This window comes from Streptococcus sp. HMSC078H12, assembly GCF_001814615.1.
Lineage (GTDB): Bacteria > Bacillota > Bacilli > Lactobacillales > Streptococcaceae > Streptococcus > Streptococcus salivarius_F.
This window is the reverse complement of the sequence record NZ_KV817343.1, coordinates 32,488-49,361: the sequence shown is the minus strand read 5'-3', so window position 1 is coordinate 49,361 and position 16,874 is coordinate 32,488. Positions and strand designations below refer to the sequence as shown.

Sequence of the window (16,874 nt, the reverse complement as noted above, 5' to 3'; positions counted from 1 at the left end):
TTTTTTTTAGCGATGGTGTCTCCCAAACATCGAAAATGATTTATCTTTAATAGTCTATCACAGTTAACAAAAAAAGAAAAGAGCCAAGGCTCTCTTCATTAATCAATCTCAGCAATAACTTCGATTTCGATTTTAACATCTTTTGGCAAGCGTGCCACTTCTACCGCAGAACGTGCTGGGAAATCAGATGTAAAGGCAGTTGCATACACTTCGTTAAATGGAACGAAATCGTTAATGTCACTTAGGAAGCAAGTTGTTTTGACAACGTGATCAAAGTCTGTACCTGCTTCTGCCAAAATAGCACCAACATTTTTAAGAACTTGTTCTGTTTGTTCTTGAATTGTTTCACCAATGATTTCACCTGTTTCTGGTGACAATGGCACTTGACCAGAAGCAAACAAAAGGTTGCCTACAATTTTACCTTGGACATAAGGTCCGATTGCTGCTGGTGCTTTATCAGTATGAATAGTTTTTGCCATGATAGTTCTCCTTTGACTAATATGTTGCTATTATAACAAAATATTCTGAAAATTGAAACATATAATTCCCAAAAGAAAAGAATCAGCGCTAGGCTAATCCTTCTCCTACTATTTCAGATACTTTTTAACATAGCTATAGTAGTCTGGTTTTTCTTTTTTATTAAGTGCAAAGAGCATTTGGCCTAAAGATTTCACACGACTCGATTCTTATTGTAAAGGATGTGCCTACTTTACCACAATTTTTAAAGATGATAAAACTCTCCCTGCACAGCAGAGAGAGTTCGTTCGGATTTTGTTAAGCAAGATGCTATTATCCAATGTAAACTTATGTAGACTAATAAAAGTCTGGAATATTAATCCATCTTTGTCCCTGTATTTATTATCTTGCCCATTTTCCACAATCCAATCAGTAAGAGAGGGAAAGAGAATAGCGTTACAAGGCCCAGAATGATAAAGACTACTACAAATCCATAACTATCGATGAACCAACCCGTCAGTGGGAAGATGACAATCATGGATAGACTAAACATCATCGAATTGATGCTCAGCATGGTTGCCCGTACACTGGATGGTAAATAGCCTTGTAAATCATTGTAGTAAATGGGTTGATAAACCGCATAAAGTGCATTGGTCAAGAGATAAACACTTAGATAGGCGAATGGAGTTCTCAACCATACCAACAGCAAGGCCAACCCTGTCAGCGCAACCAGAATTGGAAAGACTTGATTGCTATTCCATTTTTTCCCGATTTGACTAGCTAGATAAACAGCTAGAAGATTTAAGAGACTACCAACAAGCATGCTGAGCGATACTTGCCAACTGGATAGGTCACTGATTTTCTGTTGGTAGTAAAAATAAAACAAACACATGATGGTTCCTAGCAGTTGATAGGTGAGCATCCAGTAAAATAAGACCGGTTTCTCCTGCCATTCTTGTTTCACCACCACCAATATCCGTTTTAAGGTTAAGCAATCTCTTTCATCACTCTTAGTTTCTGGCTCCTTCATCAGAAAAATCAAGAGAATGGAAACTAATGAAAGGCCAATCGCAATATGATAGGTCCAGGCCAAGGCTCCGTGAACAAAGAAACCAGCAACAACTGTACCTAGAGTTCGGGTGACTTCTGCCACACCAGACAAAAAGCTAGAAATCTGAAGATAGCGGTCCTTTTGACCTGCTTCAACTGCTGAATCATATAAGAAAGCCGTACTGGTCCCCGAGTCAAAATTGTAAGACCAAGCATTGACCATCATGGCAATCGCATAGATCCAAAAATTTCCCTGACCAAGTAAGATCAAGACAGAGGATCCAATACTGGCCAAGCGAGCCAAATAGAGATTGGTCTTGTAGCTAAACCGATCGGCCAACATACCTGATGGAATCTCACACAAGAGACTTGTCCCATGAAAGATACTTTCTAGTAAACCGATTTGAAGTAAGGAAAGACCATTCTGAATGAAAAATAAAATCCAAAAACTGGTGATTCCAAAATAAGATGTGAATTCCAGTCCTGCTAGAAGTGGAATATTGCTTTTGTAAGTTCTTTTAAACATCGTTTTCTCACTTTCAATATGTAATTTGATTGTTTCTAAAAGACTTACTTAGAGTTGCCTACATTTTCCTCACCTCCTTAATTTAAAATAAAAACGCCAGTTGGCGTTTTTATTTCAGATACTTTTTGACATAGCTATAATAGTCTGGTTTGTCTTTTTTATTAAGTGCAAAGAGCATTTGACCCTTAAGGGGCTCTTTCTCATTATTTGGTTCTAAAAAGAGAGCAATCTCTTTGGATTTAGTTGGGAAAAATACTGTATAAGACGTTTCCTTTCCCTGATCTTTTACTTTAAGCGAATAATAGGTAAAGTCATCTTTAGACTTGGGACCATCCACTGTATAGTTATAATCCTGCTCACCAATCTTGACCTTATCTTTCTTGAAGAAAATCGTATAATCCTTCTTTAAGGCATCTTGTGCATGCCATTCACCCTCTAGTGAGGGAGCAGACTTGCTGCAAGCTACCATTGAAACCATACAAAGTAAGGCCAAAAGACCAAGTAACCATCTTTTCATACTTTTGCACTCCTAAAGAATTTTACTTATGGTTTAATACGGTGCAACATACGTGGGAATGGAATAGCTTCACGGATGTGTTTTGTTCCAGCTACGAAAGTAACCATACGTTCAATACCGATACCAAAACCACCGTGTGGTACTGAACCATATTTACGAAGGTCAAGGTAGAATTCGTATTCTGAACGGTCCATTCCGAGTTCATCCATTTTAGCTACAAGAGCATCGTAGTCATCTTCACGCATTGAACCACCGATGATTTCACCATAACCTTCTGGAGCCAAAAGGTCTGCACAAAGAACGCGCTCAGGATTACCAGGAACTGGTTTCATGTAGAAGGCCTTGAAGCTTGCTGGATAATTAACAACGAATGTTGGAACACCAAAATAGTTAGAAATCCAAGTTTCGTGTGGTGAACCGAAGTCATCCCCATGTTCGAGGTGCTCGTAATCAGTATCTTCATCATTTTCATGCGCTTGAAGAAGGTCGATAGCTTCATCATAAGACACGCGCTTGAATGGCTCAGCAATGTATTTTTTAAGAAGATCTACATCACGTTCAAGGATTTCAAGAGCTTGTGGCGCACGATCAATAACACCTTGAATAAGAGCCTTAACATAAGCTTCTTGCAAATCAAGTGACTCATCATGTGACAAGAATGAATACTCAGCATCCATCATCCAGAACTCAGTCAAGTGACGGCGTGTTTTAGATTTTTCGGCACGGAAAACAGGACCAAAGTCAAATACACGACCAAGAGCCATAGCACCAGCTTCAAGGTAAAGCTGACCAGATTGGCTTAGGTAAGCAGGTGTACCAAAGTAATCCGTTTCAAACAATTCCGTTGAATCTTCAGCTGCATTTCCTGACAAAATTGGACTATCAAATTTGATGAAACCATTTTTATCAAAGAATTCGTAAGTTGCGTAAATAATCGCATTACGAATTTGTTGGACAGCCATTTGTTTACGTGAACGCAACCAAAGGTGACGATTATCCATCAAGAAGTCAGTTCCGTGTTCTTTTGGTGTGATTGGGTAATCATGTGATTCACCGATAACTTCTACTGCTGTCACATCCAACTCGTAACCAAATTTTGAACGTTCATCTTCTTTGACCACACCAGTCACATAAACTGATGTTTCTTGGCTAAGGCGTTTAACAGTATCAAATTTTTCAGTACCTTCTTCTTCACCGTATTTCTCGATGAAGTTAGGTTTGAAAGCTACCGCTTGGAAGAAAGCAGTTCCATCACGCAATTGAAGAAAGGCCAATTTCCCTTTACCTGATTTGTTAGCTACCCATGCACCGATAGTGATTTCTTCGCCCACGTGTTTAGGTACATCAATAATTGAAACTAATTGTTTAGACATGTAATTACTTCTCTTTTCTTTTGATCTATATTAATTCTATTTTTCCATAAAGGCTTTGATTCGGCGGACTGCTTCTTTCAAAGTATCCAAGTCTGTTGCATAGCTAAGACGAATATTTTCAGGTGCGCCGAATCCTGCACCTGTTACCAAAGCGACTTCAGCCTCCTCAAGAATAGCGTTTGTAAAATCATTAACATTTGTGTAGCCTTTGATTTCCATCGCTTTTTTAACATTAGGAAAGAGGTAAAAGGCACCTTGAGGTTTGATGACTTCAAAACCAGGCACTTCAGCTAGGAGTGGATAAATCGTATTCAAACGTTCCTCAAAGGCCTGACGCATTTCTTCGATAGAAGACTGATCACCTGTTAAGGCTTCAATAGCAGCATATTGAGAAACTGCTGTAAGATTTGATGTCGTTTGACTGATAATCTTAGCCATACCTGAAATAATTTCTGGATCTCCAACAGCAAAACCAACACGCCAACCTGTCATAGCATAGGTCTTGGAAACACCATTAATCACGATTGTTTGCTTACGAATGGCATCTGAAAGACTTGAAATTGGAGTAAAGGTGTTGCCATTATAGACCAAACGGCCATAGATATCATCTGCTAAAATCAAGATATCGTGCTCAACCGCCCAGTCACCGATTGCTTGCAATTCTTCCTTACTATAAATCATTCCTGTTGGATTTGATGGAGAATTAAGCAAGACAACTTTAGTTTTTTCAGTACGGGCTGCTTCAAGTTGTTCAACCGTTGCTTTAAAGTGATTAGCTTCAGTCGTTTGGAAAGTGACCGGAACACCTTCAACCATTTTAACTTGGTCTACATAAGAAACCCAGCAAGGTGTTGGAATAATGACTTCATCACCAGGATTGATAACCGTAGCAAAGAAAGCATATAAGATAAACTTCGCACCAGTGCCGACAACAACCTCATTTGGTTTTACAGCATAGCCATAGAAGTTTTCCATGTAAGTGCTAATCGCATCCTTAAGTTCTGGAAGTCCAGAAGCCACGGTATAAAAACTTGCTTTACCATTTTCAATAGAGGCAATGGCAGCATCTTGAATGTTCTTAGGTGTTACAAAATCTGGTTCACCAAGTGTCAAACTCAAGATATCACGTCCTTGAGCTTTAAGAGCTTTAGCACGCGCACTGGCAGCTAAAGTAACACTTTCTTCCATTTGTAATACACGATTTGATAATTTTGTCATTTCATTATAGTCCTTCCACTTTAATAACCTGACCTGAGATAAAATCAACCAGATAATACTGGGTTCCTGACTTCACTTCCCAAATAGGAGTTTTGCCATACTTTCCTAGGTGGACATAGGATATATCCTTAGCACCATAGGCTTTAGCAGCTTTCTTAGCCACTGACTTACTAATACCATCCGATTGCTTGTAGATATCAACCTCACCTGAATCATGACTCACGATAACAGCCAGTTTCTCACCTTGACCAGACTTTCCAAGAAGTCCGTAATAGGTAGCCTCACCATGGTAGATATCAAATTCAGTAACAGTCTTAATATCTGCTTTGCTCTCTGCTATGGCAATAACCTTCTTTTCAGCGTCTACGTAAGGCTTAGTCGCTACAATAAGAATAGCAGTCAAAGAGGCAATTAAGGTCACAACGATTACAATTATTCCAAAAATGAACTGTTGCTTTTTGGTCCAGGGTGAACGTTGTTTACGCATAATGCCTCCTAAAAAAGTTTCTGAATTTATTATATCAGAAAATGATAAATCTTTACATAGCAATATAGCTAGTATTGAGCAATTAAGTCTATCTTTTTTATAAGTCAGTAAAATTTATAAAACCTGATTAATCTTAGAAAAGGTTAGTTTTAAAAAGTTAGCTTTCTTTTCCCAAGAAATCCTGAATATCCTCTTTGACTTCCTCGAACTTAGCGGGCTTAAGCGCAACTTCTTGTGTCACTTCTTTTAGAAATAGTTTTCCATAACTCTTAACGAGCGGGCGATTATCCATAAGAAGAATAGCCGAGCGCTGTTCTGGACGTCTTTGAGCACGTCCAATAGCTTGTTTAAAACGTAAAACCGTCATGGGAAGACTGTAACTATCAAAGGTGCTCTTTCCTTGCTTAGAAAACCAAGATTCAATCTTTTGATAGAATGGATCCTTAGGATTGTCAAACGGCAGACGTGCAATAACCTCGATTACCCTATCTTGTTGGGCAAAGTCAACACCTTCCCAGAATGACCCCATACCCAGAAGGAGATTGGTCTCACCTCTATCAAAACGTTTTTTGACATTAAAAGCAGTCCCATTTTTCTCTTGAGTTAGGTGACGAACTTCCCTATGATCCAATAAATCTGAAACAATCATCATACTCTTTCGAGATGTAAATAGTACTAAAATTGGGTATTCCATTTCAGATAGCTTCTGGAGACGCTTTGCAAGAGCAACTTCATACTCTTCCTCAGAAGCAATACCAATCATAGGCATGCTTTGATCAATCCAAATAGCTTGATTGGGTAAAGTATCCATTGGGAGGCTAACCTTGCGTACTTGATCTAAGCCCAACAAATCAGCCACATCTACATCAGGTCCCACATCAATAGTTGCTGAAACAATTATCACTTTTTGAGCACTTGGTAGATAAGCAGAAAGCTCTAAGAGCTCTTGGCGTGACGCCTTTAAATAAGTCACACGATGTTCCTGATAATAGTCTGTTTCAAGCCAAAAATGGCTGTAAAGGGGTGTCTTCAGCGGAGACAACATCTCCATCAAATCACTTTCACCTTCCAGTTCAGAAATGGTTTGTAGCAAACGATCTAATTGCTGGCGATTATACTGCTTCTGAGGAAATTGTTGATGTTCTTGGATTAGATGGCTAACTTCAAACTGCAAATTTTCGAGCAAGCGTTGTTGAAGTAAGGTTTGACTACCACTATCAAGAATTCGATGAATATGTTGCAAAAGGACCGTAAGATTGACTTGATGACGTGAAAATTGTTCCAAAGCCAGAACCATCTTTTGCCCCTCATCAATCACAAGAGTCTTTCCTCGAACAAAATCATGATCATCTTCCATACGCGTCAACAGATAAGCATGGTTGGTTACAACTACCCTAGCTTCCTGAGCTTTTTGGTAGGACTGTTGCCAAAAATCATATTCAGCAAAAAGACTGTCCACCTTTAACTTACCATCGTGCTTAATCTCATCGAAATAAGCCATATAGCGCTGCTTTTGTCTGATTTCGTCAAGATCCCCTGTCTCTGTTTCAGTCAACCAAACCAAGAGTTGCATTTTATAACGATTAACCAAACGGTTACTATCCTGACGAAGTAAGCTTTGGTAGAAGGCATCTAACTTGATATAATTCTGGGGTCCTTTGAGACTATGAAAGTTAATATTAAAGACATCCGACAATGCTTTAGCTTCCTGATTCATAATCTGATTTTGAAGGAGCTTGGTCGGAACAGCAACCACCACTTTATCTACATCAGACTGTGCCAACAAAGGAAGCAAATAGCCATAAGTTTTCCCGATTCCAGTCTGAGCCTGAATCATGGAAATATCAGTATTATCAAGCTCTCTTCTTACTGCCTCAGCAAACTCTCTTTGTTTAGGCCTTGATTCCAAATCTAAGAGTGCAATATTGGTATCAAAATCTTGAGATAGTTTTCGTTCAGACTTATAAGTCAAAGGTCTACGAAGAACAATTCCAGATTCTTCAAGCATGACATATTCTTTTGATAGACCTAAATTTTGACCTCTTATAGCATCACGAATAACCAACTCAGTTTCAAAAAGAAGATTATCTGAAAAGGTCAAAAGCATCTCAATTGTCTGTCTAGGTAAGCTAGCAATCTTATCCATCAAATGAAACAAAAGCTGTCCGGTCGCTCTCGCATCTTCAATAGCGGTATGGGCCTGAGCTAGGTCAAGATTAAGAACCTTGGATAAATGAGATAGCTTATATTGTTCTAACGTCGGATAAAAGACTTGAGCCAATTCGACAGTATCCACACGAGGAGTCCTTAGTTCGAAGCCCTCCATGAAAAGAGCCTCTGCAAGCAAATTGGCATCAAATTTAACATTATGGGCAACAAAAATACAGTCCTCAATCAGTTCATAAATGGTTCTAGCAATTTCTGAGAAATCTGGGGCTTGAGCTAACTGCTGATCGGTAATCCCTGTTAAATGAATAATGTGATCATCGAGTTCTTGGTGTGGGTTGACATCGCTCGCAAATTCGTCAATCACCTGACCATTTTGCATGATGACAATTCCCACCTGTATAATACTAGCCGTTGACGAAGCGGAGGTTGCTTCCAAGTCAACAATGGCATATTTATTCGTGTTTTTTTCACTCATAGTGACCTTATTATAGCATATCCAAAGCCCCAAAAAAAGACAAAGCCATCATTCTGATATTGGAAAAAGCCTGAAATTCGTGCTACACTAGAGCTATGAAAATAAGACGAATTTTAAATCCTGTTGCTCAGGAAAACACCTATATTTTAGAAAACGATACAGCCTGTCTAGTCATTGATCCAGGAAGTGATACTTCTAGTATCTTAACTGAACTTAAAGCAATTGACAAACCAGTTGCTGCTATCCTTTTGACACATACACACTACGACCACATTATGAGTGTTGAGGCAGTCCGTCAGGCATACAATCATCCTCCTGTTTACGTTGCTGAAGCTGAAAAAGACTGGTTGCTGAACCCTATCGATAATTTATCTGGACTACCACGTCATGACGATATGGAAGACGTTATTGTCAATCCGGCAGAATACTACTTCGATTTCACTCAGGATTATAACATCGAGGATTTCCAGTTTAAAGTTGTTCCAACCCCAGGACACTCTATTGGAGGTGTTTCTTTTATCTTTGATAAAGAAGAAACTGTATTTTCTGGTGATGCCCTCTTTAAAGAAACAATTGGACGCTGGGACCTTGCAACAGGGAACCACGAACAATTACTCACTAGTATTAAAGAGCAACTCTTTACACTTCCTAACCACTACAGAGTTTTCCCAGGTCATGGATGGGACACCACTATTGGTCATGAGAAGGTCTTTAACCCACATTTTTTATTCGAGAAAAAAAGCTTGTCGACACCTACTTTAGTAAGTACTGACAAGCTTTTTTTCTCGAATAAAAAAGAAGGCCGATAGACCTTCTTATCTGAAACACTGTAGTGTGTTTATTTAGATTTGATATAGTTAACACCATCAGCTTTTGGTGCTACTGCTTTACCGAAGAATGCAGCCAAGACAATAATTGTCAAGATATATGGTGCAATTTGCAAGTAGACGTTTGGTACATGTGAAATAAGCGGAAGTTGTTTCCCGATAATTGCCAATGATTGTGACAATCCAAAGAACAAACTTGAAAGCATAGCCCCGATTGGACTCCAACGACCAAAAATCATAGCAGCCAAGGCGATGAAACCAGGACCTGCAATTGTTGTAACAGCAAAGTTGTTAGAGATGGATTGAGCATATACCGCACCACCAACACCACCAAGGAAACCTGAAATCATAACGCCATAGTAACGCATACGATAAACGTTAATCCCAAGTGTATCGGCTGCCTGTGGGTGTTCACCAACTGAACGAAGTCGCAAACCAAAGCGTGTCTTGAAGATAAGCCACCATGATGCTACTGAAACCAAGATAGCAACATACGCTACCAAAGAAACATTAGTGAAGAAAACTTTACCCAAGAAAGGGATATGATCCAAGATCGGGAATGATACAGTCTTAAAGTTATGACTGATAGCAGGTGTTTGACCAGCACCATAGATAACACGTGTTAAGAATACTGCCAAAGATGGTGCGATAAGGTTCAAAACTGTACCAGAGACAACATGGTCAGCACGGAAGTTAATTGTCGCAACCGCATGGAGCAATGAATAGAGAACACCAATCAGACCTGCTACAATCGCAGCAATCCAAGGTGTCGCATTTCCAAAACTTTCTGCAAAAGTCAAGTTAAAGAGAACACCTGCGAAAGCACCAATTACCATAATTCCTTCAAGGCCGACATTTACGATACCGCCTCGTTCAGAGAAAGTTCCACCGATACTTGTAAAAATCAATGGTGCTGAGTATTTCAACATAGAGGCAACAATCAAGGCTATAATTGTAATAAAGTCCATATTAGTTCTGTCCTCCTTTAGCTTTCACTGATTTATGACGAGGGCGAACCCAATATCTAATGATGTAGTTAGCACCAACAAAGAAGATAATCAAGGCTGAAACAACATCAATGATTTCAGGTGGCACGCCAATCATACCACTCTTACCAATAGACAAGATACCATAAAGAAGGGCGGCAAATGGAATACCGATAGGGGAGTTAGATGCTAACAGCGCAACCGCCATACCGTTCCAACCGATAGCCAATGAAGCGTTTTGAACGAAGACATTTTGGAATGTACCAAGTCCTTCTACTGTTCCTCCAAGACCACATAGAGCACCTGAGATAATCATTGACATGATAATAACACGTTTAGATGACATCCCTGCATACTCTGATGCATGAGGATTAAGACCTACAGATGTAATTTCAAAACCAGTTGTTGTTTTCTTAAGCAAGAACCAAACTAAGAAGGCAGCTGCAAGAGCCAGGAAGAAACCAATATTGAAACGCGAACCACCAGTTATTTGAGATAAGAACTCTGTTTGATAACTAGCTGAGGCTACAACCTTGTTAGATGCTTCTGAAGAACGCAACATATCAGCTGTAAACCCAAAGCGAATAATATTGTTTGCCACATACAAAATGATGTAGTTCATCATGATGGTTACAATGACCTCACTTGTTCCCAAGTAAGCACGGAGAACACCTGGAATAGCCCCAGCGATACCACCTGCAACCAAACCAATAATGACTGTACAGATAACTGAAACCACCTTTGGCAAATCAGGGAATGACAAGGCAAACCATACAGCAGAAACCCATCCTGCCAAGGCCTGTCCTGGCAAACCAACGTTAAAGAAACCTGCCTTAGATGCAACAGCGAATCCAAGTGCAATCAGAATCAGCGGACTCATGGCACGAAGAATTTCACCAATATTTTTCAATGAACCAAAGGCCGTTGTAAAGAGATCGTAGTAAGCCCAGAATGGATCGTAACCGAAGATTAACATCAAAACGGCTCCAATCAGCATTCCCAAGAGGACAGCAATTAAAGGAACTGCCCAATTTTGTACTTTTTTAGACATTTGCTTCCTCCTTATTCAATTGTCCACCAGCCATAAGAATACCAAGATCTTGCTTATTCGTTTCAGCAGGATCTAGAATTCCCTGAATTGCGCCATCATAGATAACCGCAATTCTGTCTGACATATCAAGAATTTCATCCAATTCAAAGCTGACAACAATAACAGCCTTACCTTTATCACGTTCAGCAATAATACGTTTACGGATGTACTCAATAGCACCAACGTCAAGACCACGAGTTGGTTGACTTACAATAAGAAGTTCTGGGTCACGGTCAATCTCACGAGCGATAACAGCTTTTTGTTGGTTACCACCTGATAATTCACCACCAGCAATTAACTCTCCTGCACCACGAACATCAAATTCTTTCATCAATTCACGCGCTTTAGCATTGATGACATTATAGTTTAAGATACCATTCTTAGAATTTGGCTCTTTGTAGTAAGTTTGAAGAGCGATATTTTCAGCAACTGTCATTTCAAGGACCATACCATCACGGTGACGATCTTCAGGAATATGACCAACACTCATTTCAGTAATCTGACGAGTTGTCTTATGGATAATCGATTCACCCTTGATGGTAATATCACCTGACTTAACTTTACGAAGTCCTGTAATCGCTTGGACAAGTTCTGTCTGGCCATTACCATCGATACCGGCAATACCGATGATCTCACCAGCTCGAACATCCAATGACAAGTTTTTAACAGCAGGAACTCCACGGTTCTCGTTAACCACCAAATCTTTAATAGAAAGAACAACTTCTTTTGGATTTGAAGGAATTTTCTCTGTTTTGAAGGAAACCTGATGGCCAACCATCATTTCAGCCAAGTCAGCATTTGTTGACCCTTCAATCGTTACTGTATCAATTGATTTACCACGTCTAATGACAGTGACACGATCAGATACTGCACGGATTTCATCCAACTTATGGGTAATAAGGATAATCGACTTACCTTCCTTAACCAAGGTCTTCATAATGTTTAGAAGTTCAGTAATTTCAGACGGAGTCAATACCGCAGTCGGTTCATCGAAGATCAAGATATCAGCCCCACGATAGAGAGTCTTAAGGATTTCAACACGTTGTTGAGCACCAACAGAGATATCTGCTACTTTGGCAGTTGGATCTACTGCAAGACCATATCTTTCGGAGAGTTCGGTAATTTCCTTAATAGCCTTCTTCATATCAAGGACTCCACCAGCTTTGGTTACCTCACTACCCAAAATGATATTCTCAGCAACTGTAAAAGCTTCAACCAACATAAAGTGTTGGTGAACCATCCCAATCCCCAGTTTCGTTGCTTTAGATGGTGAATCAATCGTCACCTCTTGTCCTTTAACCTTAATGGTTCCGCTCGTAGGTTGCAAAAGACCTGAAAGCATATTCATTAAAGTCGACTTACCTGCACCATTTTCACCGAGGAGGGCGTGGATTTCTCCTTGTCTCACATCAAGATTGATATGATCATTTGCCACGAATTCACCAAATTTTTTGGTAATATCGTGCATCTCAATGACATTTGGCTTCGTCATACAATCTCCTTTCAGAATAATTTTTATTTCAGCAAAGGGGATCATTGACTGCTTCCCTTTGCTGAGACAAAAATTGTCTCAGTTTAAGCTCTATAAAGACTTATGCTTAACTATTATTTGCTAAGACCATCAGTTGGTTTCAATTCACCATTCTTGATTTGTTCTTTAGCTTTTTCTACTGCATCCTTGATATCTGAAGGAAGATTAGACGTTACAATGTCAACACCACCGTCTTTGATACCGTAAGTTTTAGTTTTACCACCTTCGAATTTATCGCCTTTGACTTGTCCGTTAGCGATATCTTTAACAACTGTACCAACTTGTTTGATTGTTGAAGTCAAAACAAAGTTAGATTTTTTCTTGTCTGAAGATGTGTAATCACCTTCTGCTGTTTGGTCACGGTCAACACCGATTACCCATACTTTCTTATCGCTGTCAGCATCAAGTTTTTCGTTAACATCTTTAGCAGCTGTGAAGACACCAGTACCAGTACCACCAGCAGCTTGGTAGATTACGTCAACGCCTGAAGCGTACATTGTTGAAGCGATTGTTGTACCTTTAGCCGCATCAGAGAATGATTCAGCATATTGAACTTGTACATCGATGTCAGGTTTTACTGACTTGGCACCGGCTGTGAAACCAGCTTCAAAACGTGTAATTGTATCTGATGTTTGACCACCGATGAAACCAACTTTATTTGTTTTTGATTGCATTGCTGCTGCGATACCAGCAAGGTAAGCACCTTCGTTATCAGCAAACAAGACACTCTCAACGTTCTTTTGGTCTTTAATAACATCGTCAATGATTACATAGTTAACATCTTCGTGTTCTTTAGCTGCATCTGCAACAGCATCATGAAGAGCGAAACCAACACCAAAGATGAGGTTGTAACCTTGACTTTGTGCTGAAGACATGTTTGTTGCAAAGTCAGACTCTGAACCAGATTGGAAGTATGTGAAGCCAGAATCTTTTTTAAGATTGTTAGCTTTACCCCACGCTTGGAGCCCTTCCCATGCTGATTGGTTAAATGATTTATCATCTACCCCACCAGTATCTGTTACGATAGCAGCTTTAACTTTTGAATCAGCTGATGATCCGCCGCGTCCGCCACGTGCACATGCTGCAAGACCAAATGCTGCAACAGCAACAAGGCCAAGACCGATAATTTTCTTGTTCAATTTCATCTTGAACACTCCTCCTATAACTTGCAAGAAAACTTGCTTAATAAAGAATAAAACAACTAGACTATTGTAAGTCCGTAAAAGAGTATGGTAACAACTCTCCGACTGTCATCTCGACTGTCGATTTATCTTCAGCGATAAGAATCACTTTAGAATCTGATTTTAAAAATTCGACCATCACTTGGCGACAAGCACCACACGGTGAGATAGGCTCTTTGGTGTCTCCGTATACTGCGAGACATTCAAAGTCTCTATACCCTTCAGATACAGCCTTAAAAATGGCTGTTCTTTCTGCACAATTGGTCAATCCGAATGAGGCATTTTCAATGTTACATCCTTGAAAAATGTGCCCATCCTTTGTAAGCAATGCAGCTCCAACTCTAAACTGAGAATAAGGAACATAGGCATTTTCAGCTGCTTCTTGCGCCACTTTTATTACTTTCTCTTTTTTAGTAGCTATCATGACTTTCTTGCCCTTTCATAATGGCCACTCCTGACGAAGTACCAATACGGGTTGCACCAGCTTTGATAAAGGCTTTAGCCGCCTCAAGTGTACGTGCTCCACCAGATGCCTTGACTCCCATAATAGGACCAACAGCTTCTCGCATAAGTTCAATATCTTCAATGGTAGCACCACCAGTAGAAAACCCTGTAGATGTCTTCACAAAATCTGCACCTGCCAGTTTTGCTAATTGGCAAGCTTCGACCTTTTCTTCATCAGTCAATAGACAAGTTTCAATGATAACCTTTACAAGTTTACTTCCACTAGCTTCAACAACAGCTTTAATATCGTCTTCAACTAATTTAAGATTTCTAGATTTAAGAGCACCGATATTGATTACCATATCAATTTCATCCGCTCCATTGGCAATAGCATCCTTGGCTTCAAAAGCCTTAACTGCAGAGGTCGATGCTCCCAAAGGAAAACCAATAACCGTACAAACTTTAACAGAACTATCATTTAGCAATTCAGCTGCCGTTTTAACCCAAGTTGGATTAACACAGACACTGGCAAACTCATACTTCTTAGCCTGATCAATTAAGGAAAGAATCTGTTCTTTATTAGCATCAGCTTTTAGTAAGGTATGGTCAATATAGCTATTAACAGACATAAACAAACTCCTTGATTAGGATTAAATTAAGTGTTAGCGAATTATTTTTAATATTTCTGTCGTTTCTTTACATTCACTACCCATAATAACATTTTTTTCGAATTCAGTCAGCATTTTTTCAGATAAAATTTCTTGGCTATAGACCTTGGCAATAAGGTCTCCCTGAGTCACAGAATCGCCAACTTTCTTTTCAAATACAACTCCTGTTTCATAATTAAGACTATCTGACTTCGTAGCTCGACCTGCTCCTAATTGCATAGCAAATTTTCCAAATGCCATAGCAGGTAACTCTTTAATGTAACCTGTTTCATGAGCATGAATATCTGTCACGACAGGCGCACTGCTATAACGATAAAGATCGGTCAAATCACCACCTTGAGCTTGAATGAGTTCTTCAAACTTAGCAAGGGCTTTTCCACCCACTAAGTGCTGACGAATCTCTTCCTGGCTAGCTTCAACCTGAGCTAAATCTAATAGAATCTCAGCCAACTCACAGATAAAGTCAGTGATATCTTCACGTCCCTTACCTTGCATAATTTCAATAGCCTCTGTGATTTCTAAACGGTTACCAATAGCCTTACCTAGTGGCTGACTCATATCTGTAATAACTGCAATGGTTTCACGATTGACCTCATGACCTAGTGCAACCATGGTCTCAGACAACTTCTCAGCGTCAGACATATTTTTCATGAAAGCGCCTTGACCAACAGTAACATCCAGTAAAATCTTATCAGCGCCTGCTGCTATCTTTTTGGACATAACAGAGCTTGCGATTAGAGGAATGGAATCTACTGTTGCAGTGACATCACGCAAGGCATAAAGAAGTTTATCAGCCTTAACCAAATGCTCAGACTGACCAATAAGGGAAATCCCAATGTCTTTAACTTGCTGAATGAATTCTTCCTTACTACGCTCAACCTGATAGCCTTTGATAGACTCTAATTTGTCAATCGTTCCACCTGTGTGTCCGAGACCACGACCACTCATCTTAGCCACTGGAACACCAAAGCTAGCTACAAGCGGCATCAGAATGATGGTTACCTTATCACCAACGCCTCCGGTCGAATGTTTATCTACCTTAACACCTGGAATTTCTGACAAATCATATTGTTCGCCTGAAGCAACCATATCAGTGGTCAAATCATGGATTTCACGAATAGACATACCTTGATAATAAATCGCCATCGCCAGAGCAGCTATCTGATAGTCAGGTATTTCCCCAGACACATAGCCATTAATGAGATATGAAATTTCCGCTGTGCTTAACTCCCCACCATCTCTTTTCTTTTCAATTAAATCAACTGTTCTCATATTTTCTCACTTCTAAGGATATAATATCCTTTATCCTTTTTAACGACTTCAGCATTACCAAACACATCCTCCATCTTAGCCTTAGCTGACGGAGCACCTTGTTTTTTCTGAATAACAATAGTTAGGTTACCACCTTGATTGAGATAATCATATGCCTCCGCGATCACTTGATGAACCACCTTCTTGCCCGCACGGATAGGTGGATTAGAAATAATATAGTCAAAACTTCCAGTGACATTTTCATAGATATTTGATTGGAAGATAGTAGCTTCAACCTTATTTCGTTGAGCATTTTGTCTAGCTAAATCAATCGCCCTACTATTGATGTCAATCATAGTGACTTTAACTCCTTGGACCTTGGCTAAACTGATACCGAGAGGACCATAGCCACAACCCACATCTAAAAGCGTTTTGCCAGCTTCCAAATCTAATGCACTCAAAAGCACTTGACTCCCAAAATCAATCATTTTTTTAGAGAAAACCCCAGCATCTGTATAAAACTGAAAACTTTCTCCTAATAAATTAACCTTTAAATCATGAATATCATGAGCCGCATCTGGCGTCTCAGCATAATACATTTTTGACATTATTTTTTCCTTCTAGA

At 39.6% G+C, this 16,874-nt stretch carries 15 protein-coding genes and 1 pseudogene; 1 reads left to right on the top strand and 15 read right to left on the bottom strand.

What is annotated here, in order from left to right; translation table 11 throughout:
* Positions 1-98: 98 nt before the first annotated feature.
* The 7 genes from HMPREF2979_RS07970 to HMPREF2979_RS07940 all read right to left on the bottom strand — a co-directional run bounded on the left by HMPREF2979_RS07970 (position 99) and on the right by HMPREF2979_RS07940 (position 8,271).
* Complete coding sequence (locus HMPREF2979_RS07970) at positions 99-479, bottom strand: RidA family protein (protein WP_002891112.1); 381 nt, start codon at positions 477-479, stop codon at positions 99-101.
* Between the two features lie 353 nt (positions 480-832).
* Positions 833-2,032: an MFS transporter gene (locus HMPREF2979_RS07965; RefSeq protein ID WP_070656068.1), complete on the bottom strand. Its 1,200-nt coding sequence runs from the start codon at positions 2,030-2,032 to the stop codon at positions 833-835.
* Between the two features lie 109 nt (positions 2,033-2,141).
* Positions 2,142-2,549 carry a hypothetical protein gene (locus tag HMPREF2979_RS07960; RefSeq protein ID WP_070656066.1) on the bottom strand — a complete coding sequence of 136 codons (408 nt, stop codon included), beginning with the start codon at positions 2,547-2,549 and terminating at the stop codon, positions 2,142-2,144.
* Positions 2,550-2,575: 26 nt separating this feature from the next.
* Positions 2,576-3,922 (bottom strand): asparagine--tRNA ligase, encoded by a 1,347-nt coding sequence (gene asnS / locus HMPREF2979_RS07955; RefSeq protein WP_002891115.1) that lies wholly within the window; start codon positions 3,920-3,922, stop codon positions 2,576-2,578.
* A gap of 36 nt (positions 3,923-3,958) precedes the next feature.
* Complete coding sequence (locus HMPREF2979_RS07950) at positions 3,959-5,140, bottom strand: pyridoxal phosphate-dependent aminotransferase (protein ID WP_013990479.1); 1,182 nt, start codon at positions 5,138-5,140, stop codon at positions 3,959-3,961.
* A gap of 4 nt (positions 5,141-5,144) precedes the next feature.
* On the bottom strand, positions 5,145-5,627 hold the full coding sequence (locus HMPREF2979_RS07945; RefSeq protein WP_004182029.1) for a cell wall elongation regulator TseB-like domain-containing protein: 483 nt from the start codon (positions 5,625-5,627) through the stop codon (positions 5,145-5,147).
* Between the two features lie 157 nt (positions 5,628-5,784).
* A complete protein-coding gene (locus HMPREF2979_RS07940) occupies positions 5,785-8,271 on the bottom strand; it encodes a bifunctional DnaQ family exonuclease/ATP-dependent helicase (RefSeq protein WP_070656064.1) in 2,487 nt (828 codons plus the stop codon).
* A gap of 95 nt (positions 8,272-8,366) precedes the next feature.
* Here HMPREF2979_RS07940 and HMPREF2979_RS07935 point away from each other — a divergent pair.
* Positions 8,367-8,996, top strand: a pseudogene (locus HMPREF2979_RS07935) (MBL fold metallo-hydrolase); the annotation flags it as partial.
* 113 nt (positions 8,997-9,109) lie between these two features.
* Here the strand turns inward: HMPREF2979_RS07935 and HMPREF2979_RS07930 are convergent.
* From HMPREF2979_RS07930 to HMPREF2979_RS07895, 8 genes are all read right to left on the bottom strand, one after another.
* On the bottom strand, positions 9,110-10,066 hold the full coding sequence (locus HMPREF2979_RS07930) for an ABC transporter permease (RefSeq protein ID WP_004182401.1): 957 nt from the start codon (positions 10,064-10,066) through the stop codon (positions 9,110-9,112).
* A 1-nt stretch (position 10,067) separates the two neighbouring features.
* Positions 10,068-11,135, bottom strand: coding sequence for an ABC transporter permease (locus HMPREF2979_RS07925; protein WP_070656062.1), 1,068 nt, complete (start codon positions 11,133-11,135; stop codon positions 10,068-10,070).
* Complete coding sequence (locus HMPREF2979_RS07920; protein ID WP_004182399.1) at positions 11,128-12,666, bottom strand: ABC transporter ATP-binding protein; 1,539 nt, start codon at positions 12,664-12,666, stop codon at positions 11,128-11,130. Before HMPREF2979_RS07920 ends, HMPREF2979_RS07925 begins: the two co-directional genes overlap by 8 nt.
* Before the next feature lie 113 nt (positions 12,667-12,779).
* Positions 12,780-13,844, bottom strand: coding sequence for a BMP family lipoprotein (locus HMPREF2979_RS07915; RefSeq protein ID WP_315968257.1), 1,065 nt, complete (start codon positions 13,842-13,844; stop codon positions 12,780-12,782).
* 67 nt (positions 13,845-13,911) lie between these two features.
* Complete coding sequence (locus tag HMPREF2979_RS07910) at positions 13,912-14,310, bottom strand: cytidine deaminase (RefSeq protein ID WP_070656058.1); 399 nt, start codon at positions 14,308-14,310, stop codon at positions 13,912-13,914.
* Positions 14,297-14,959: a deoxyribose-phosphate aldolase gene (gene deoC / locus HMPREF2979_RS07905; protein WP_070656055.1), complete on the bottom strand. Its 663-nt coding sequence runs from the start codon at positions 14,957-14,959 to the stop codon at positions 14,297-14,299. Before deoC ends, HMPREF2979_RS07910 begins: the two co-directional genes overlap by 14 nt.
* Positions 14,960-14,992: 33 nt before the next feature.
* Positions 14,993-16,270: a pyrimidine-nucleoside phosphorylase gene (locus tag HMPREF2979_RS07900; RefSeq protein WP_070656053.1), complete on the bottom strand. Its 1,278-nt coding sequence runs from the start codon at positions 16,268-16,270 to the stop codon at positions 14,993-14,995.
* A complete protein-coding gene (locus HMPREF2979_RS07895) occupies positions 16,267-16,857 on the bottom strand; it encodes a class I SAM-dependent methyltransferase (RefSeq protein WP_013990468.1) in 591 nt (196 codons plus the stop codon). Before HMPREF2979_RS07895 ends, HMPREF2979_RS07900 begins: the two co-directional genes overlap by 4 nt.
* Positions 16,858-16,874: the final 17 nt, after the last annotated feature.